Annotated in this window: 19 protein-coding genes; 12 read left to right on the forward strand and 7 right to left on the reverse strand. The window is 36.2% G+C overall.

Features of this window, described 5'->3' with window-relative positions; all coding sequences use genetic code 11:
* Positions 1–5: 5 nt before the first annotated feature.
* From BAQ49_RS02245 to speB, 3 genes are all read left to right on the forward strand, one after another.
* Entirely contained in the window at positions 6–1,169 is a 1,164-nt protein-coding gene (locus BAQ49_RS02245; protein WP_071744037.1) for an MFS transporter, read from the forward strand.
* A 186-nt stretch (positions 1,170–1,355) separates the two neighbouring features.
* Positions 1,356–2,183 (forward strand): polyamine aminopropyltransferase, encoded by an 828-nt coding sequence (speE, locus tag BAQ49_RS02250; protein ID WP_000424696.1) that lies wholly within the window; start codon positions 1,356–1,358, stop codon positions 2,181–2,183.
* A gap of 217 nt (positions 2,184–2,400) precedes the next feature.
* Positions 2,401–3,273: an agmatinase gene (gene speB, locus BAQ49_RS02255; RefSeq protein WP_001209823.1), complete on the forward strand. Its 873-nt coding sequence runs from the start codon at positions 2,401–2,403 to the stop codon at positions 3,271–3,273.
* Between the two features lie 99 nt (positions 3,274–3,372).
* Here the strand turns inward: speB and BAQ49_RS02260 are convergent, their stop codons facing one another.
* The gene (locus tag BAQ49_RS02260; RefSeq protein ID WP_071744038.1) at positions 3,373–4,410 is read right to left on the reverse strand and encodes a PTS sugar transporter subunit IIC; all 1,038 of its coding nucleotides are present in this window, start codon (positions 4,408–4,410) and stop codon (positions 3,373–3,375) included.
* Positions 4,411–4,644: 234 nt separating this feature from the next.
* Between BAQ49_RS02260 and BAQ49_RS02265 the strand changes: the two genes are divergently transcribed.
* Positions 4,645–5,007, forward strand: a complete 363-nt coding sequence (locus BAQ49_RS02265; RefSeq protein ID WP_071744039.1) for a YxeA family protein — start codon at positions 4,645–4,647, stop codon at positions 5,005–5,007.
* Between the two features lie 25 nt (positions 5,008–5,032).
* On the opposite strand, the gene BAQ49_RS02270 is transcribed toward BAQ49_RS02265, so the two are convergent.
* Positions 5,033–6,019, reverse strand: coding sequence for a S66 family peptidase (locus BAQ49_RS02270; protein WP_071744040.1), 987 nt, complete (start codon positions 6,017–6,019; stop codon positions 5,033–5,035).
* A gap of 202 nt (positions 6,020–6,221) precedes the next feature.
* On the opposite strand from BAQ49_RS02270, the gene BAQ49_RS02275 reads away from it, so the two are divergent.
* Both BAQ49_RS02275 and argS read left to right on the forward strand, forming a co-directional pair.
* Positions 6,222–6,659, forward strand: a complete 438-nt coding sequence (locus tag BAQ49_RS02275; protein ID WP_071744041.1) for a YwiB family protein — start codon at positions 6,222–6,224, stop codon at positions 6,657–6,659.
* Positions 6,659–8,329 (forward strand): arginine--tRNA ligase, encoded by a 1,671-nt coding sequence (gene argS, locus BAQ49_RS02280; RefSeq protein ID WP_071744042.1) that lies wholly within the window; start codon positions 6,659–6,661, stop codon positions 8,327–8,329. The genes BAQ49_RS02275 and argS overlap by 1 nt, the downstream gene beginning before the upstream one ends.
* Positions 8,330–8,627: 298 nt before the next feature.
* On the opposite strand, the gene BAQ49_RS02285 is transcribed toward argS, so the two are convergent.
* Positions 8,628–10,028 carry a M28 family metallopeptidase gene (locus BAQ49_RS02285; protein WP_071744073.1) on the reverse strand — a complete coding sequence of 467 codons (1,401 nt, stop codon included), beginning with the start codon at positions 10,026–10,028 and terminating at the stop codon, positions 8,628–8,630.
* A gap of 536 nt (positions 10,029–10,564) precedes the next feature.
* Positions 10,565–11,359 (reverse strand): type I methionyl aminopeptidase, encoded by a 795-nt coding sequence (gene map / locus BAQ49_RS02290; protein WP_116733419.1) that lies wholly within the window; start codon positions 11,357–11,359, stop codon positions 10,565–10,567.
* Between the two features lie 157 nt (positions 11,360–11,516).
* Here map and BAQ49_RS02295 point away from each other — a divergent pair, with 157 nt between their 5' ends.
* Genes BAQ49_RS02295 through BAQ49_RS02310 form a run of 4 tightly spaced genes read left to right on the forward strand, consistent with a single transcriptional unit; the run spans position 11,517 to position 14,880 of the window.
* Entirely contained in the window at positions 11,517–12,419 is a 903-nt protein-coding gene (locus BAQ49_RS02295; protein ID WP_071744043.1) for an ABC transporter ATP-binding protein, read from the forward strand.
* The gene (locus BAQ49_RS02300) at positions 12,416–13,150 is read left to right on the forward strand and encodes an ABC transporter permease (protein WP_071744044.1); all 735 of its coding nucleotides are present in this window, start codon (positions 12,416–12,418) and stop codon (positions 13,148–13,150) included. Before BAQ49_RS02295 ends, BAQ49_RS02300 begins: the two co-directional genes overlap by 4 nt.
* Complete coding sequence (locus BAQ49_RS02305) at positions 13,151–14,281, forward strand: sensor histidine kinase (RefSeq protein WP_071744045.1); 1,131 nt, start codon at positions 13,151–13,153, stop codon at positions 14,279–14,281. It begins immediately after the preceding gene.
* Complete coding sequence (locus tag BAQ49_RS02310; RefSeq protein ID WP_071744046.1) at positions 14,278–14,880, forward strand: response regulator transcription factor; 603 nt, start codon at positions 14,278–14,280, stop codon at positions 14,878–14,880. Before BAQ49_RS02305 ends, BAQ49_RS02310 begins: the two co-directional genes overlap by 4 nt.
* A gap of 12 nt (positions 14,881–14,892) precedes the next feature.
* On the opposite strand, the gene BAQ49_RS02315 is transcribed toward BAQ49_RS02310, so the two are convergent.
* Entirely contained in the window at positions 14,893–15,216 is a 324-nt protein-coding gene (locus tag BAQ49_RS02315) for a bacillolysin (protein WP_071744047.1), read from the reverse strand.
* 409 nt (positions 15,217–15,625) lie between these two features.
* Here BAQ49_RS02315 and plcR point away from each other — a divergent pair, with 409 nt between their 5' ends.
* Together plcR and BAQ49_RS02330 are read left to right on the forward strand one after the other, a co-directional pair.
* Entirely contained in the window at positions 15,626–16,483 is an 858-nt protein-coding gene (gene plcR, locus BAQ49_RS02325) for a transcriptional regulator PlcR (RefSeq protein ID WP_071744048.1), read from the forward strand.
* Positions 16,484–16,562: 79 nt separating this feature from the next.
* Positions 16,563–16,709: a quorum-sensing peptide PapR gene (locus tag BAQ49_RS02330; RefSeq protein WP_000734736.1), complete on the forward strand. Its 147-nt coding sequence runs from the start codon at positions 16,563–16,565 to the stop codon at positions 16,707–16,709.
* A gap of 16 nt (positions 16,710–16,725) precedes the next feature.
* Here the strand turns inward: BAQ49_RS02330 and BAQ49_RS02335 are convergent, their stop codons facing one another.
* Positions 16,726–19,404 carry a DUF4084 domain-containing protein gene (locus tag BAQ49_RS02335; protein WP_071744049.1) on the reverse strand — a complete coding sequence of 893 codons (2,679 nt, stop codon included), beginning with the start codon at positions 19,402–19,404 and terminating at the stop codon, positions 16,726–16,728.
* Positions 19,405–19,532: 128 nt separating this feature from the next.
* Positions 19,533–20,486 (reverse strand): UV DNA damage repair endonuclease UvsE, encoded by a 954-nt coding sequence (gene uvsE, locus BAQ49_RS02340; RefSeq protein ID WP_071744075.1) that lies wholly within the window; start codon positions 20,484–20,486, stop codon positions 19,533–19,535.
* Between the last annotated feature and the right edge of the window lie 25 nt (positions 20,487–20,511).

Consider the following 20,511-nt stretch of genomic DNA (forward strand, 5'->3'; position numbering starts at 1 on the left):
TCAAAATGGAGAGCAAACAAAAATTAGGGAGATTGATTACAGTGGTGGCTACCTTCCTTGCCTTTTCAGGTATAGGAGTAGTTGACCCAATTTTACCAAGTATTGCTGAACAAATTGGTGCTTCGCATTGGCAAGTCGAGATGTTATTTACAGCTTATATTTTAACGATGGCAATTATGATGTTACCAGCTGGAATATTTGCATCAAGATTTGGTGATAAACGAATGATGACGATCGGTCTTGCGATTGTAACTGTGTTTGCATTTATATGTGGTATATCGCAAACGATTGCTCAATTATCTCTTTTCCGTGCAGGGTGGGGATTAGGAAATGCGATGTTTTTTGCTACAGCAATGACACTTTTAATAGCATTAAGTAAAGAAGTTCATGAAGCAGTAGGATTATATGAAGCAGCTATCGGTTTAGGGATGGCAGGTGGCCCATTGTTAGGTGGTATATTAGGTGGACATTCTTGGCGTTACCCATTTTTCGCAACGAGTATTTTAATTTTCTTAGCATTTATTTTAGTATTCTTTTTTGTAAAAGAACCGGAGCGAGAAGTGAAGCGTAAAGCAGCAGGCGTAGGTGAATTACTTAACCTGGTGAAGTATAAACCGTTTATGCAAGGTGCCATTTCAGGAATGTTATACTACTACGGATTTTTCGTCGTGTTAGCATATTCACCACTGATTATGCATTTATCTGCTATTCAATTAGGATTTGTATTTTGCGGATGGGGATTAGCATTAGCTTACGGATCAGCAATTTTAGCGCATAAGCTAGAAGGTAAATATGAACCAAAAACATTGTTAAAAGGTAGTTTACTCGTATTTGCGATTTTCTTAATTGCACTATTCTTCGTTAAAATCATGTGGTTACAAATCGTGTTAATCGTTCTATCAGGATTAGCATCAGGATTAAATAACGCGTTATTTACAAGTTATGTAATGGATATTTCACCTTATGAAAGATCTGTTACATCAGGTGTTTATAACTTTGTTCGTTGGTTAGGAGGCGCGATTGCTCCAATTTTATCAGGAGTCATCGGTCATACAGTTTCACCACAAAGTCCGTTTTTAGTCGGTGGAATTGTTGTATTAGTTGGTTGCGTAATGATCTTAATTCCGATTCGTAAACCGGTAGAAATAGAGACAGAAACCCTTTCTTAAGAAAGGGTTTTCTTTCCTGGTGCAGAGCAAACCCTTTTTGCATATATGTTAGAACCCTCTGACTAAAATATATTTTCGGTATTTTTGTACTTTTAACTATACTTTTTGGATGTTTTGTTTTATTTTTGTTAGGGGACATTAATGATGTCCCTATTATAAATTTGCATTGAAAGGCGTGATTGTACGATGGAACTATGGTTCACTGAAAAACAAACAAAGCATTTTGGGATTACGGCGCGTATTAACCGCACATTACATACGGAGCAAACAGAATTCCAAAAACTTGATATGGTTGAAACGGAAGAGTTCGGAAACATGCTTATTTTAGATGGCATGGTTATGACAACTGAAAAGGACGAGTTCGTTTATCATGAAATGGTAGCGCACGTACCTTTATTTACACATCCAAACCCTGAAAACGTATTAGTTGTAGGCGGTGGCGATGGCGGTGTTATTCGTGAAGTGTTAAAACACCCAAGCGTAAAGAAAGCAACTCTTGTTGAAATCGATGGAAAAGTAATTGAGTACTCTAAACAATACTTACCATCAATTGCAGGCGCATTAGATAATGAGCGTGTAGAAGTAAAAGTAGGAGACGGTTTCCTACACATCGCAGAAAGCGAAAATGAATATGACGTAATTATGGTAGATTCTACTGAGCCAGTAGGCCCAGCGGTAAACCTATTTACAAAAGGCTTCTACGCTGGAATTTCTAAAGCGTTAAAAGAAGATGGTATTTTCGTTGCTCAAACGGACAACCCTTGGTTTACACCAGAACTAATTACAACTGTGTTTAAAGACGTAAAAGAGATTTTCCCAATTACTCGTTTATACACAGCGAACATTCCAACTTACCCAAGTGGACTTTGGACATTCACAATCGGATCTAAAAAACATGATCCACTAGAAGTAAGTGAAGAGCGTTTCCACGAAATCGAAACGAAATACTACACAAAAGAATTACACAATGCAGCATTCGCATTACCGAAATTTGTTGGCGATTTAATTAAGTAAGAAATCGAGTTTGAACAAATAAAGTGTAAGTAGCTCATTTAAGGTGTTTGTCCAGAAGACTTGAGCATGCTAGCTATTTACACTTCTGTAAATGAAATAATCTTCTTGTTATGAAACAGAAGACCCCGGTAAATCGAGAAAGAGGAGCAGTGCGCTCCAAATTTGAGAAATATGAAAGGTTGGGATACCTTAAGTTCCACATAAGGAGGAAAAGAATATGCGTTTTGATGAAGCTTATTCAGGTAAAGTATTTATTAAAAGTCATCCAAGTTTTGAAGAGTCAGAGGCAGTTATTTACGGGATGCCAATGGATTGGACAGTAAGTTACCGTCCAGGTTCTCGCTTCGGCCCTGCACGTATTCGTGAAGTATCGATTGGACTAGAGGAATACAGTCCGTATTTAGATCGTGAACTAGAAGAAGTAAAGTATTTTGATGCGGGTGATATCCCATTACCATTTGGGAACCCACAACGCAGCATAGACATGATTGAAGAATATGTATCAAAACTTTTAGATGCCGATAAGTTTCCACTAGGTCTCGGCGGTGAGCACTTAGTGTCTTGGCCAATTTTTAAGGCAATGGCAAAAAAATATCCGGATTTAGCAATCATCCACATGGATGCTCATACTGATTTACGTGAATCGTATGAAGGAGAGCCTTTATCTCACTCTACACCAATTCGTAAAGTGTGTGATTTAATTGGTCCGGAAAACGTATATTCTTTCGGAATTCGTTCTGGAATGAAGGAAGAATTTGAATGGGCAAAAGAAGTAGGTATGAACCTATACAAATTTGACGTATTAGAACCGTTAAAAGAAGTATTACCGAAACTTGCAGGACGCCCAGTCTATGTCACAATTGACATTGACGTATTAGACCCAGCTCACGCTCCTGGAACAGGAACGTTAGAGGCTGGAGGTATCACATCTAAAGAACTATTAGATTCCATCGTAGCAATTGCAAATTCAAATATAAATGTAGTTGGAGCAGATTTAGTAGAAGTAGCTCCTGTCTACGACCATAGTGATCAAACACCAGTTGCAGCAAGCAAATTCGTGCGGGAAATGCTGCTCGGCTGGGTAAAGTAAAAGTGAAGCCGACTTGTTCAGAGTCGCCGATATAATTTCACTTAATGTCATATGACATAAAAAAGAGCTATTCTCATCATTTGAGAATAGCTCTTTTTCTTATGCGACTTTCTCTTCCGAAGTAATGCCACGAATTTCATCAGCAGAACGGATTGGATATTTACGGAATACAATTGATCCAACGTATCCAACAATAGTGGTAACGATTCCACATAATATAGCAGCGATTGTTACTTTTACAACGTCATTAAATCCGAATAAGACAAGAAGTCCTGGAATTGGTGATGCTGTTCCTGGCGCGTTATTAACGAGCTGGAATAGCGATGTAATAATACCAGCAAGTGCACCGCCAACGAAGTTAGTCGTATAAATTGGAATTGGATTTGCTGAGACAACATCGGCTTGTGTTAACGGTTCGATTGCTACAGCGATTGTATCTTTCTTTGAACAAATTTTTAGTCGTTTAAAGAAAATAAAGTTCAACGGGGCTGAGGCTGCTACGGCAAGACTACCAATTGCCATTGGTAAACCTGTTAATCCGAGCATTGCAGTTAGTGCCATAGAACTTAATGGAGAGGTAGAAATAACTGTTATTAATCCGCCAAGCATAATACCCATAATGATAGGACTTTCTGTAGTTGCAACTGAAATCATAGAACCGATTTTACCGAGTGTTGCGTTAACAAGCGGGTCCATAAGCATTGCCATTCCGCGTGAGATTGGTGCAGCAATAAATAAAATTGCTAAAAATTCTACACCAGCTGGTAATTTCTTTTCGAGAAATTTCACAACGAAAGCACAAACGTATCCGGCGAAAAAACCTGGTAAAATACCGAATCCACTAGTAGCGATACCGATTAAAACAGCATATACGGGTGAAACACCGATTGCTAATGCTACTAAAATCGCTGCTGCGACACCGCTCATACTACCAGAAGCTTCTCCTACTGATTGTAAAAAGTCATTATGAAACATTTCTCCACCGATATAACGGTGAAATGCTTCAATCAGAAAACTTGCGATTGCTGCATTAGCCAAAGCACCCATTGCTTTCATTCCGTAAGGAGCACGGTAACTAAAAAGTGTAAATAGACAAAGTACAACAAGTAATAGTGCTAAACCTTGCAAGATAGCCATTTGAAAACTGTCTCCTTTGATTTTTGTAATAAAAATTTGTATCATTCAATAATAATATAAAAGTTTGTTAAACGGGAAAACTTTTTGCCCGGAAATTGCTGTAAGGTGAAAAAGCCTTACAATAATGTAAGGGAAGTGTAAGACATTTCGATAGAGTATAGTAGGCTTTTTTTCGTATAATACAGGTATAGACATACGGTTAGTGAGAAAGAAGTGCAAACAGGAGGCGCATTTATGAAATTGGTAATTAAAGTTTTAGCTGTGTTCGCTATTATTTTGGGTGGAACAGCGTACTATTTAAACACAAAAACAGAAGGTGTGCATGCTTTTGTAGACAACTTCTTTTCAAATAAAGAAATACAAGATTATTATGCAGTTATAGATAAAGGTGAGAAAAAAGACGATGAATATTTGTATACATTTAAAGGGTATACAGAAGATGGAAAGTTACAAGTTATTAAAAGAATGGTGAACCGTGAATTGCACACGGGTGCTTTTATAAAAATTTATGCAAAAGGTATGCAAGGAAAAGGATGGGCTGAAATCCCGGAAGAGTCAATTCCACAAAAAGCATTGCAAAAGATAGAAAAACCATAAAAGGAGCGAATCGTTCGCTCCTTTTTTAGTGCGTTAAAATGGTGATAGCTGAACTTTCTTTATTAGAAATGATTTTTGCACGTCCGCCAATTGGGAAAGTGAAAATCGGAGTTGTATGCCCGAAACTAGCGTTTGCAATAATAGGTATATGTGTAAGTTCGGATTTTGAAGCAATCATTTCTTGAATGTCTTCTATCGTACATTCTGCTCCTTTTTGCATTCTTCCTATAACAATGCCTTTTACATGTTCAAAGCCAGGTTGCTGCATAAGAGAATGTAAATATCGATCAAAAGTTTTTAGGGTAGCTTTTCCGGTTAAACTATCCTCTTCAAGAAATAAAATTTTGCCCTGTAAGCTTGGCATATATGGTGTACCTTGCAGTAAATTAAATGTGCTCATATTACCACCAATAATATCTCCCGTCGCTTCCCCTTCTTGAATTGAAACATATCCTTCATTTTTAATAAATTCTCGATTTTCTTGATCCATATACCAAGAATCATCGCTCCATGTTTCAGCCGGTAATATTTCAATAGGCTCATTAGAAGCTAAACATTTTAAAAAGTAATCGGTCGTATAATCGAGCCCTTTTTCCATTCCGAATGAAGAGAAGTGAGGACCTGAATATGTAACTAAGCCTGTTTTTGTGTAAAGTGCGTTATTTAAAGCGGTAATATCAGAATAGCCACAGAAAAATTTCGGATTTTCTCGAATTAAATCGTAATCGAGATGTTTTAATAAACCGTTAGAGTTGTATCCTCCAAGTGTCGTCAAAATTGCTTTTACATTAGGGTCTTTAAATGCTTCATGAAAATCTTGAACGCGTGAAGAAATAGAAGAGGAAGCAAATTGATCTATCTCATCAGCATATTTTGAGAATGTAACTTGAAAGCCCATGTCGGTTAATCTTTTTATAGCAAGTTCTCGGTTCGTATTTGAGACAATACTTAAACTACAAGATGGTGAAATAATCCTTATTTCATCACCTTTTTTTAATTTTGTTGGTAGCATTAGATTCACCTCTTTAAATGAAAAAATATTCAGATTTTAAAAATATTTTAACATACGAAATAAAGAGAAGTTGAATTATTTTTTGAAAAGGAGTTTTCCTGATTTTTCAGCAGACAGACAGAGTCTTTTTTTGATATGATAGGAAAAGTGATTTATTATAAGTAGTATTTAATATCTATAACATTTGAAAGGTGTGCAAGACGTGAAGAAACAACTTGCAGGCTTGCCAGTACACGTTCATTTCGTAACAGAAATCCGTGAAGGGGCGAGGAAGGAAACCGTTGCTTTTGAAGCAAATGGTCAATACTATGTAAAAGGTCAAGGTACATATATAACATTCCAAGAGCCGAACGAACAAGGCGAAGTGAAAACAATTATTAAAATTCAAGATGAACAAGTTCTCATTATGCGTTCAGGTGCTATTTCTATGCGTCAGACGCATGTGAAAGGTGAATGGACAACTGGTACGTATACGAGTGAACTTGGTACGTTTGTATTGCAAACGAAAACTGATAATGTTCTTTTTAAATGGTCGGATGAAAAGAAAAAAGGACAACTCTTCTTAACGTACGCATTGCTTCTAAGTGAACAAGAAGCTGGCAGATATACAATTACAATTAATTTGAAGGAGGCAAAATAATGAATTCTTTAGAACAAGTAAAAGGATTGATTAAAGAAGAAATTCAAGCTGCTGTATTAAGGGCAGAATTAGCAACAGAAGAACAGATTCCAAACGTTATATTAGAATCTCCAAAAGATAAAACAAATGGTGATTTCTCTACAAATATGGCAATGCAACTTGCACGCGTTGCGAAAAAAGCACCTCGTATGATTGCAGAAGAATTAGTTGCAAACTTCGATAAAGCAAAAGCTTCTATTGAAAAAATTGAAATCGCTGGTCCTGGTTTCATTAACTTCTACATGGATAATAGCTACTTAACGGACTTAATCCCAACAATCGTAAACGCTGGTGAAGCATACGGTGAAACGAATACTGGTAAAGGTGAAAAAGTACAGATTGAGTTCGTATCTGCGAATCCAACAGGCGATCTTCACTTAGGACATGCACGTGGTGCGGCAGTAGGTGACACTTTATGTAACGTATTAGCGAAAGCAGGATACGATGTATCTCGTGAGTACTATATTAACGATGCGGGTAACCAAATTAATAACTTAGCTCTTTCTGTTGAAGCTCGTTACATGCAAGCGTTAGGTTTAGAGAAAGAAATGCCAGAAGACGGTTACCACGGTGCAGACATCATTGGAATCGGTAAACGTTTAGCTGAAGAGTTCGGCGATCGTTATGCGAAAGCTGATGCGGAAGAAAGCTATGAATTCTACCGTTCATACGGTTTGAAATATGAGTTAGCGAAACTTCAAAAAGACTTAGAAAGCTTCCGTGTTAAGTTTGATGTATGGTTCTCAGAAACATCATTATACAAAAACGGAAAAATTGATCAAGCTCTTGCTGTATTAAAAGAACGTGAGGAAATCTTTGAAGAAGACGGCGCAACTTGGTTCCGTTCAATGACTTACGGCGATGATAAAAACCGTGTATTAATTAAAAACGACGGTTCTTACACATACTTAACGCCAGATATCGCTTACCACCGCGATAAATTAGAGCGTGGTTTCGATAAATTAATCAACATTTGGGGTGCTGACCACCACGGTTATATTCCTCGTATGAAAGCTGCTATTCAAGCGCTTGGTTACGATAAAGATACTCTTGAAGTAGAAATCATTCAAATGGTACAACTGTATCAAAATGGTGAAAAAATGAAGATGAGTAAGCGTACAGGTAAAGCAGTTACACTTCGTGAGCTTATGGAAGAAGTAGGCGTGGACGCAATGCGTTACTTCTTCGCAATGCGTAGCGGTGATTCTCATTTGGACTTCGATATGGACTTAGCTGTATCAACATCTAATGAAAACCCAGTATACTATGCACAATATGCTCATGCTCGCGTATGCAGTATCCTTCGTCAAGGTGAAGAGTTAGGATTAGCTACAGGCGGAGAGGTGAATTATAAACTTGTTACCTCTGAGAAAGAAGTAGAGTTACTGAAAAAACTTGGTGAATTCCCAGCTGTAGTTGCAGATGCAGCGCAAAAACGTCTGCCACACCGCATTACAAGCTATGCATTTGAATTAGCAGCAGCATTACACAGCTTCTACAATGCAGAAAAAGTATTAAACCAAGATAACTTAGAATTAAGTAAAGCTCGTTACGAATTAATGAAAGCAGTACGCACTACACTTCAAAATGCATTAGCAATCGTAGGAGTATCTGCACCAGAAAAAATGTAATAAAGAAAAGCGGAAACGGCTTGCTTAGAATAGGAGGGGGATGGAGCTCCTGACAGAGAGGCGTACTTTGCCTCGGAGGAAGGCGCGAAGCCACCGATTATTCTAGCCGTTGGAGCTGGACATAAAGAAAAGCGGAGCCGACTGTTTAGTCCCGAAGGCTAAGGTTCTTTCCCACAGAAGATGCAGTTTATCTTCTCATGGGGAAGGTTCTTATACAGAAGGGGCTAGAAGGCAGAGCTCGACATACAGATCAAAAAAGGCAATCACAATAACATGTGGTTGCCTCTTTTGATCTGTATTAAGCAGCTTTTTGACCTGTTTGAGTAACAGGTTTTTGAAGGGTGTTATAAACACCAGTTCCGATAACTTCTAATGCCATTTTCATACGTTCTGGTGAAATGTTCTCAAATACATTATCTTGAGGCGTGTGATATACCTTTTCGATATGATAGATTAATGGATTCCAACTATCGACACCCATCCAAATAAATAGTGCAGAAGGAATACCCACTTCAGCAAATGGTACGTGATCACTAGAGCCGAATTTTCCTTGAAGAACGAGATCATTATTTAATTGTTTACCTGCTTGTAAGGCAGCATCTGTTACAAGGTTCGTTGATCCATCAGGAGTCATTGCATATAAATTCTTTGCTTTATCATAATTTGTTGCAACCATGTCTGCGTTAAAGACACCTAAAATTCGATCACGTTCTTTTTGGGACAGACTATTAACATAATAATCAGAGCCAAGTAAGCCAGTTTCTTCAGAACCAAAAGCAATAAAACGAATTTCTTTATCAGTTTCTACATTTTGAAAAGCACGAGCTAATTCTAATACTAATCCTGTACCAGAAGCATTATCATTCGCCCCAGGTGCCCCAACGACACTATCATAGTGTGAACTTACAACAACAGCTTTTTCATTACCTGTACTATTTTTTGGTTTCTTTTTAGCGATGACATTTAGGGATGTTAAATTAGACTCATGTCTCGCTTTTAGGGAAAGCATCGATGTCTCTTTTTTAGCAATTTCTTCTTTAAACGCATTTCCTTGAGCATAAGCAAGACCAAAGACAGGGATAGACTGCTTTTTAGTTAAGCGAGGATTGAAGGTTTGTCCGTAGTTTCCACGACCTCCAATTAAGCTGTATAAAAGCACACCTTTTGCCCCTTTACTAACAGCATTTTCAACTTGTTTATTATAATCTGCTACAGTTGTACCTCTTTCGAATAAAACAATTTTCCCGTTTACCTCATTTGGAATATCGTCTAATTTTGTACCACCTTGAACAAAGATAAGCGGAGCTGTAACAGCTTCTGTAGAAATTAGTGCATTTGGAGCAGCGCCAGCTTGCCAATTACGCTTTGTCCCTAATGGTGATTCGATAAATCCAACGTATTGATCCGGCACTTGAAAGGGCTGATATTCTACCTCATATCCCATTGATTTAAGCTTCATACCAACATAGCGAGAAGCCCATTCTTCTGATTTTGTACCACCTGGGCGGGGACCGATTGTTTCGGATAAGAAACGGATATGCTCGAGGGCACGGCTTGCATCAACTTGTTTTGTAATAGATGGAGTTTGTGTAATTTCTGACGTGGAATCAGCTTTTGCTTGTCCGATTGGAGCTAAGCTAACGGCGAGTGATACAGCAAGCAAGGAGCTTACTATTTTTTGTTTCAGTGATTTTCTCATTTTTTCCTCTCCCATTCTTCTATTCTCTCTGACTGACAAAAGAAGACGGATAACGACTTAATCTTACCTTTATTTTTCTTAATTTTCAATAATTGTAAGTTGAGAAATAAAAAACGCTATATGCACATTTGCATATTTTTAGCGGATATATGTATGCTATCATTTTAAATGAAGGATCGCTTTCAGTTCTGAAGCCTCCTACATTGCATGAATCTAGTGTACCCAAACTTTAGATTATGTAGGGAAAAGAGATCTGTTATAGGGTTTCTTTTCTTTTGTTTGAATCATGTGATGATAACTATGTTTCCGCATTTCATAATTATCATCAATGATATATGTAAGGCATCCATATGAAAATACGAGGCTGTTCAAGAGTTTTACGTACTTTTGGGCAGCCTCACCCCGTTAAAAAGGTGATACTTTGATGTATCACCTTTTTATTTTTATAAGCTTTCTGTTTATGGGGATGTTACATACTTAAAAATAATAAAAACAGCCGCTTTAGTAGAAGGAATCTACAAAACGGCTATTTTTTATTATAGTTGAGTTAAAATAATTGGCTCGCCACGAGTGACGACAACTGTATGTTCACATTGTGCAACAAGGCTTTTGTCTGGCGTAACGAATGTCCAACCATCATCACCGCGCTCAATAATATGATCTGCTTTCATTGAGATGAATGGTTCTACAGCGATAACAAGACCGTCTTTTAGAAGTGCATTATCCATTGGATCATAGTAGCTTAAAATGTGGTTTGGAGCTTCGTGTAAACTAAGACCAATGCCGTGACCAGTTAAGTTTTGGATTACGTTATATCCACTTTTATGTGCAAAGTTAGAAACAGCACGACCAATTTGATTTTGTTTTGATCCAGCTTTTACTTTTTTCATTGCTTCCCAAAATGCATCTACTGCAGCTTGGCATAGCTTTTCTTTTTCTTCATCTTCTCCAAGAACAAATGAGATACCTGTATCTGCATAATAGCCGTCAAGTGCTGCCGATACGTCTACGTTTACTAAATCGCCTTCTTTTAATACACGATCGCCTGGAATACCGTGAGCAACTTCTTCGTTTACACTAATGCAAGTTACACCTGGGAATTTATATTCTTTTTCAGGCGCTGAAATAGCACCGTTCTCGTCTAATACTTTTTTACCAATTAAATCAAGCTCTTTCGTTGTCATACCTGGCTTCGCTTGTTTCTTCATTTCTTCGCGTGCAAGTGCAACGATGCGGCCGATTTTTCGTAAACCTTCTAAATCTTGCTCATTACGAATAATCATGAAAACCACTGTCCTTCCTCGAATATATGTCTTATCCGATTGTATCATGTTTGTTTTTGTACTGCTACTCGCGTGCGGTATGCGGGTTGATTCCTCTCATAGAGAATACATGACAATTGTCATATGGATGTCATGACGCATCATACTGTTTCCTAACTTTTCCAGAGCATACAATGTAAATATAAGAAACGGCGGGGGTGGAGAGATGGAAAAGATTATTGAAGTAAATGGTGTTTCTAAAACATTTAAACATAAAAAAGCAGTAAATAACGTTTCATTTCATGTGAATAAAGGGCAAATAGTAGCATTACTCGGCCCGAATGGTGCGGGGAAAACAACGACAATTTCAATGATGCTCGGGTTAAAAGATCCAACAGAAGGGAATATCTCTATATTTGGAAAGAGTCCGAAGCATAGAGAGGTTCGCAATAGCCTCGGTGCGATGCTGCAAGAAGTAAGTGTGATTGATAGCATCACGGTAGAAGAGGCAATCGAGTTATTCCGTAGTTATTATACGAATCCTGTAGAGAAAGAAACATTACTGCAGTTGTCAAACTTGGAATCAGAACGAAAGCAAAGATGTGAGAAATTGTCGGGCGGTCAAAAAAGAAGGTTAAATTTTGCGCTGGCACTTGCAGGGAATCCAGACTTGTTATTTTTAGATGAGCCAACTGTAGGAATGGACATTACATCTCGAAAAACGTTTTGGGAAACGATTAGAAAATTAGCAAGTGAAGGGAAAACGATTATTTTAACAACACATTATTTAGAAGAAGCGGATGCGTTAGCAGATCGAATTTTATTATTTGCGAACGGAAAGATTATCGCAGATGGCACACCGGATGAGATGAAAGCGACGATTTCTCGAAAAACAATCTCGTTTTATTCGAAAGAAAAAATTCCTAAGAGTTTACTAAAGGAATTACCGCATGTAACGGAAGTACAGTCAAATGAAGAGCGCTTCACTTTAACGACGGAAGATACAGATGCCACTTTACAAGCAATTTATCAGAGGAATCTACCTGTAACAGACGTTTCAGTTGAACGTGGAAGCCTCGATGAAGCATTTGAACAGTTTGTTGCAAATCAGAAGGAGGGAATCGCATGAGAGCATTATGGATGCAATGTAAAATAGAGGTTTTACGTACGTTCCGCAATAAATTATTCATCTTTTTCTCATTATTAATGCCAGTTATGTTTTATTACATCTTTACAAATGTTGTTCAAGTCCCGCAAAACGGAGATGCATGGAAAGCACATTATTTAATTTCAATGGCGACTTTCAGTATTGTAGGGACTGCCCTTTTTAGTTTCGGTGTGAGACTTTCTCAGGAGAAAGGGCAAGGATGGACACATTTGTTAAAAATTACACCGCTTCCAGAGGGCGCATATTTAGCAGCTAAAATTATTGCTCAAACAGTAGTGAATGCTTTTTCAATCTTAGTTATTTTTATGGCAGGAATATTAATTAATAATGTTGAGTTAACGATAGGCCAATGGATTGGTGCAGGATTATGGTTATTACTAGGCGTGACACCATTTTTAGCCCTTGGAACAGTAATAGGTTCAATTAAGAAGGCGGATGCAGCTGCTGGCTTAGCGAATATTTTAAATATGAGTCTAGCTGTAATCGGTGGATTATGGATGCCAATTGAAGTATTCCCGAAAATATTAAGATCTATTGGTGAATGGACACCAACATACCACTTCGGAAGCGGGGCATGGGCTATTGTAGCTGGAAAGTCGATTGGTTGGGAAAATATCGCGGTACTAGGAGGTTATTTCCTTATATTTGTTGTAGTATCAATATATATAAGAAAAAGACAGGAAGCGGTATAAATGATAGAGAATAAAAGGTTTGAAGTTTTTCCGAAACAGATGGGTTTCTTCCCGTATATGTGGCTCGTGTATTTATTATTTCCAATCTATAATTTAACACAAGTATCAGGATGGAAGCTTGTAATAGGGATCGGTATGTTGATAGTCTTCACCGTCACATACCGGCAGCTTTATTTTGTTAAGAAAACGTTCATTTTGTGGGCGTGTATTCAAATGATGCTCACATTCTCATTTGCTTTATTTTATAATCCCTTCATGATATTGTTTGGATATTTCACGGCGAGTGCGATGGGATTTGCGCCAAGTAAGAAAGCGTTTCGTGTGCTATTAGGTTTATTAGTTGTAATGCTTGGAGCTTTTATATTTGTAAATGTTAATCAACTAACAATCCCGAGTTTAGTGAATATCGTTCCGATGTTTATTTTAATGCTTCTTACGCCATTCGGAATGCGTAATTTTAATCAGAAAAAGATGTTGAAAAATCAACTAAACGAAGCAAACGAACAAATTAAAGACTTAGTAAAACGTGAGGAACGGCAGCGAATCGCAAGAGATCTTCATGACACATTAGGACACACACTATCTCTTATTACTTTAAAAAGTCAGCTAGTGGAGAAATTGATTGTGAAGAACCCAGAACGCGCAAGTATCGAGGCGAAGGAAATTACACAAACATCTCGTACCGCTTTAAAGCAGTTAAGGGAATTAATTTCGGATATGCGTATGATTACAGTGGAAGAAGAGCTTGAGCAAATAAAAGCAATCTTACAAGCTGCTACTATTGAATTAGAAATAAAACAAGAAACAAGTGCAAGTTCGTTATCACCGATTGAACAAAATATTTTAGGAATGTGTTTACGTGAGGCTGTGACGAATGTTGTAAAGCATAGTAAGGCGACGGAGTGCATTGTATCTATATTAGAATCGCAAGGTGAACTGATTTTGAAAGTAGAGGATAATGGCGTAGGTTTGGAAAATCAAAATCATGATGGAAACGGTATTCGCGGTATGAAGGAGCGGATTGCTCTTATTGATGGAGTAGTTGAACTGGATACGATTAACCCAGGAACGTTGTTAACGGTGAAAGTTCCAATTGTAATTAGAACAGGAAAAGATGAGGTGAGGGCATGATTCGAATTATTATTGCAGAAGATCAACGAATGCTTCGTGGTGCATTAGGAGCCCTGCTTGATCTAGAGGATGATATTGAAGTAGTTGGGCAGGCTGCGAATGGGGAAGAGGCGTTAAAATTAATCGAATCGCTAAGGCCTGATATAAGTATTATGGATATTGAAATGCCGATTCAAAGTGGCTTAGATGTGGCTGAAACTTTAAAAAAAGAAAAGTCCTCTTGTAAAGTAATGATTTTAACAACATTTGCACGACCGGGTTATTTTGAAAGAGCGATGAAAGCTGGTGTACACGGATATTTATTAAAGGATAGCCCAAGTGAAGATTTAGCTTCAGCAATTCGTAATGTCATGAAAGGGAAGCGAGAGATTTCTCAGGAGCTAATGTTTGGCTTATGGCAGGAGCAAAATCCGTTATCGGATCGCGAACAAGAAGTATTGTTACTTGCGAAAGAAGGAAAGACGGCAAATGAAATTGCGAAGGCACTTTATCTTTCACCTGGTACAGTACGTAATTATATTTCTGAAGTATTAACGAAGCTTGATGCGAAAAATAGAATTGAGGCAATTACAATTGCGGAAGAAAAGGGATGGATATGAAAAGAAGTTTACCTATGAGTGGTAAGCTTCTTTTTTCTTATAAACAAGTATTTCAATAGAGAGTTTCGTCGCAGTCGCATAGCTCAGAATTTGAAGTATATCGCGTAATTTAGATTTTACTTCATTTTTCGACAAAAAATTTGTTATAGTAAGATTAGGTTGTTGGTCTAAATTTTGGACAACTTTACCACTAACAGTTGTAATTACTCCATTTTTATCTACTTTTACAATAAGATCTTGGCCATATACTTTATAATTTTTGTAAGTTTGTGCAAGGCGAACTTCGGTTTTATTTTCTTTTGTATCTTTATTTGTAGGTTGGGAATCTACATTCATTTCAGTTGTCACTCACCTTTGTTGAGCTTTAGCCTCATTTATCTCACCCTTTAAATACTTTTTCGCCATATATTTTTGTATCATTTTGAGGTTGTGTTAATTTTTAAATCGTTAAACTAGGCTGAGCAATTTCAACGTTTACTTCATTTCTATCTAGTTCTTGGGTGTGAATAGCTTCTGCTGATAAAGGATAAAGAAGACCGAATGTAACGAAAGCACGGGCAAATTTTCTATAATTTATCTATAAAATTACTAGTCTATTATATTATGTGAGATGGATTGTATGAAAAATTTGCCGAATCTTATATATATTATGCATTATTTCATATCAAAAATTGTCGAATTCACATTATTGTAGTGGTATGACAACTCAAAAAATTAGATTGTTATAATGGGATGGTGAGTAAGTATGCACGCAGAAAAACTAGGAAGTGAAATTAAGAAAATTAGGGTGATGAGAGGATTAACACAAAAGCAGTTATCCGAGAACATATGTCATCAATCGGAAGTGAGTCGAATTGAATCGGGCGCGGTATACCCAAGTATGGATATATTGCAAGGTATTGCAGCGAAGTTACAAGTTCCCATTCTTCATTTTTATGAGGTACTCATTTATTCTGATATTGAGAGGAATAAGCAATTAAAAGATCGAATTATTATGCTTTGTAAGCAAAAGAAATATAAAGAAATTTATACTAAGGTATGGAATGAGTTGAAAAAGGAAGAATATCATCCCGAGCTTCAGCAATTTCTTCAATGGCAATATTATGTAGCTGCTTACATATTGAAAAAAATCGATTACGAATATTGTATTTTAGAATTAAAGAAATTGCTCAATCAACAATTGGCAGGAATAGATGTATATCAGAACCTTTATATTGAAAACGCAATTGCAAACATTTACGCTGAAAATGGCTATTTTAAGAAGAGTATTGAGTTATTTGAAAATATATTAAAACAATTAGAGGCATTACATGATAATAAAGAGTTTGATGTGAAGGTGAGACATAATCATGCAAAAGCATTATACTTAGACAATCAATACGAAGAAGCGCTTTGTCACGCAAATAAAGCCATTGAACTATCGTGTCGAATTAATAGTATGACATTGATTGGACAGTTATACTATCGAAAAGGTGAATGCCTAGAAAAGCTCGAGTGTGATAGAGCAGAAATTGAAGATGCTTACGAAAAAGCGTGCTTCTTTTTCGATATATTAGGAAACCATACGTTAAAAGAGTCAATTATAAAAAAAATAAAGAAATAAAAAAACAAATATGCATAATTGCATAAGATGTGGATAAATTTTCATGATATATTTAAAGAAAAAATGCGGGTGATGGAATATGAAAAAACTACTTATTGGTAGTCTATTAACGTTAGCGATGGCATGGGGTATTTCATTAGGAGATACAGTTTTAGAGAAAAATCAAGTAATTTCTTATAATGATCAAGAGATACAAGTAGCTTCAGATGTACCTTTTGAGTACTAAAAAACAACCGTCTTACTTAGACGGTTGTTTTTTCGTGGAGTAACATCCAAACATCTTTACTAGAAACAGGCTTGCTAAATAGGAATCCTTGAATGTGGTCACAGTTTTGTTCGTGTAAAAACTTCCATTGTTCTTCTGTTTCTACACCTTCCGCAATAACCTCTAAATTTAATTCTTTCGATAGCGTAATAATGGAAGCGATAATCGCTTCTTCTAAAGGGCTATTTGTAATTCCACAAATAAACTCTCGAGCAATTTTTAATGTATTGATTGGATATTTCGTTAAATAAGCTAAAGAACTATAACCTGTTCCAAAGTCATCAATTGAAATTTGGATACCGAGATTTTGAAGTTCTTCTAGTTTAGCAATTACAGAATGATTTTGATTAATCGCGATACTTTCTGTAATCTCAATATCTAGCGCTTCTGGTTTTAGTTCTGTTTCTTCCAAGACTTTTGAAATAGTTGATATTAAATCTGCGTGATTAAATTGAACAACAGATAAATTTACACCAACCTTTAAGTGAGAAAATCCTTGGTTATGCCACTTTTTTGCTTCTAAGCAGGATGTACGTAAAATCCAATTACCAAGTTCAATAATAAATCCTGTCTCCTCTGCTAGAGGGATGAATTGGGCAGGTGATACAATCCCGAGTTTTGGGTGTTTCCAACGAATTAACGCCTCAAAACCGATAATTTGTTTTGTTTTTGTGTTTACTTGTGGCTGGTATTCAAGGAAAAATTCATTTTGTTGTAGTGCTTTTGAAAGCTCACCTTCTAGGAAGTGTATTTCATTTTGAGCAATACTCATTTCTTTTGAGAAGAAAACGAATCTGTTTTTTCCATTTGCCTTTGCTCGATACATAGCCATATCTGCATTTTTCATTAATTCGGTTACATCGGTTCCGTAGTCAGGGTACATTGCAATTCCGATACTCGGTGTAACAGAAAGTTCTTCATCTTTAATAAAGTAAGGCTTATTTAAGATAGTTAAAATTTGTTCAGCTATAAAAGAAGCACTTTTTTCAGAGTACATATCTGGTAATAGAATCGTAAATTCATCTCCGCCTTGGCGGGCAACGATATCTTTTGAACGCAAACATCCACGTAATCTTTTTGCCACTTCAATTAATAATAAATCTCCGACATCATGACCGAGTCGATCGTTAATTTTTTTAAATCGGTCTAAGTCGAGGAACATGACGGCAACGTCATTAGTTTCGTTTTTCGCTGTATTTAAAATCGTTTTTAAATCTTTTTCGAATTTTCGTCGATTCGGCAGTCCTGTAAGTGCATCATGGAAAGCCAAATGCTCTACTTGTTTTTGTTTTTCATATAAAGTTGTAATATCACGTGCTATACCAAACATCCCAACAACTTCTTTATTTATAAAAATAGGGATGAGTGTAATGTGAAGGTAATAATAATAGCCTTCTTTTTCTTTTGTACGAATTTCTAGAGTTTGTGGTCTACCTTCTCTTGTACTTTGTAAAGATTTCTTCAATAATTCATGATCTTGGGGATCAATGAAGTGTAGAAGAGAATAGCTTGTTACTTCACAATAATAGGGTGTAAATAAACTTTCACAAGCCTTATTAGATTGTTGAAAAATCCCGTTCATATTTAAAGAAAAAACAGCATCAGGATGATCTTCGAATAAAGACTTATAACGCTGTTCACTTTTTGATAGGGCAGATGCACCTTCTTCGACTTCACCTTCTAGTTGTGTAGTCAACTGTTCGTACGTATCGATTAATACTTGATTATCTTTCCACATGTAAAGTTGTCGTAGGAATAATAAGATTAGTGATAATACTAGACCGATTAGCATGAACTTATCGTCCCAAGGCTGAATGACAATAAAGGAAAAAGTAATGATTATACTAAAATAAGGTAATATAAAGCGTACATAATCGAATCGATAATACTTCATTTTCGTTTCATGTTGCATTGGTTTATCCAAAATGTACAGTATGGACGATAAACCGATTAGTAAAATCGAAGCAGTATGTATTAAATAAGAGACTTCAGAAGAAGTTTCCATTCCTTTGTTTAATTGGAACAGATGTATATATCCGTACATAAGTATGATAGTAAAGCCGATAATTAATGAGATTCTACTAGAAGAATATTGTTCTCTCCTATATAGGCTAATAACGGCGTAAATTACTAATGATTGTGCGATAAAATACCCAATCAAAAGCCACGTGTCCGTCTTCAACATACGAAAGCTAGAAATATCTAAAATAAAGGTTAGGGCAAAATAAATATTCATAATAACAATGAAGATGCTATCGAATGAAAATTGAGCAAGACCTCTAATGGAGTAATGTTTTATAAACTTTATAGCAAAGCCAGAAAAAAGCAAAATATATTGTATGATGAAAAAAGGTAGTGCTTTATATGAGAATATGACTTGATCATAAATAGAAGGTGACTGAAGAAATAAAGTTATTTCCATAATTAGTCCACATATGCAAGTACATAGTAGTAAAACCCAAAATAGTTTGTCACTGCTGTTCATCTTCTTAATTGCCTTATATAAGCAATAGAAAGAAAAGAGTGCCGCAAAACAAAATAAGAAGAGAATTCCAATTTCTTTTATATTTAAATTCCTAGGGATAAGGAATATCCAAAGAGAAAATATAATTATATACATCATGACAAATTGTACATATTTCTTTTGATTAATCATATTATGACTCCATTTCAATAAAGTTGAATCTCAGGGGGAAAATGCTAATTTAAATAATAGCATATAAATTGGGATATTTTTTACTGTGAAAATTACTTTTTTTTGAAAAAATAGCGCAATGTTACAAATTACCATTGTAACGTTGCGCCATTTTTTCTTTTTATTCCTCTTATTGAAGAGATTTCACTTATTAATTGGAGAAGTGCTAAATCCTTTTGTTTGCTTTCAATCATAATATCGAAATTACGGCCAACTTTTTTTGCAATGTGCAAAAAGGGTTTAATAAATTCTAAATCAATATAATCTGAGTGGGCCCTAAATTCTTTTTCTGATTTAGGAGAAGAAATATGAACTTTAGGTGGGATATTTGTATGTGACCAAGTTTCAAATATCATAGGAAGTAACTCTTCTAGCGGTTCACCACAAAGGTTCGCTATGTGATGATGATAATCGAACACGAAAGGGATTTTTTCTTTTTGGCAAATAGCCAAAGTTTCAGAAGTTGTATATGTTTTATCGTCATTTTCAAGAGTCATTTGTCTTTTTATATGATAAGGAAGTTTTTGTATGTTTTCATGAAACCGTTCGATTGCCTTCTCCTTATTTCCATACGCGCCACCTACATGAATATTAATGTAGGAAGAATCTGCAATTCCCATAGCATTTAACACGTTATAATGATAGGTCATATCTGTAATTGCATTAGTTGTAATATGTGGTTTGTCGCTTGTAAATAGTGTGAATTGGTTAGGGTGAAAACTTACGCGTAAATTGTGTTCTTGAATTAATGCTCCTATTTTACGCCATAGTGGAGCAAATAGTTGAATGTAATCAAATTCAACTTCAGGATGTGTTGCAAGCGGAACGATAGAAGATGATAAACGATATAATGGAATTTCGTGTGCAATATTGTAATGAAGGATGCGTATTGTATGCTCTAGATTCTGCCTTGTAACATGGTACAATTTATCTTCTCGCTCTTGTTTATTGAGTTTTTTAAAGCTTGTAAATGTCATCGTTTTAGCAGGAGAACAGTCCCAGAGTGCCATTGCATGTGAGACATATCCAAACCGCATAATCATAAAGGATACACCTCTTTTATTCATC

This window comes from Bacillus proteolyticus (assembly GCF_001884065.1).
Classification (GTDB): domain Bacteria; phylum Bacillota; class Bacilli; order Bacillales; family Bacillaceae_G; genus Bacillus_A; species Bacillus_A proteolyticus.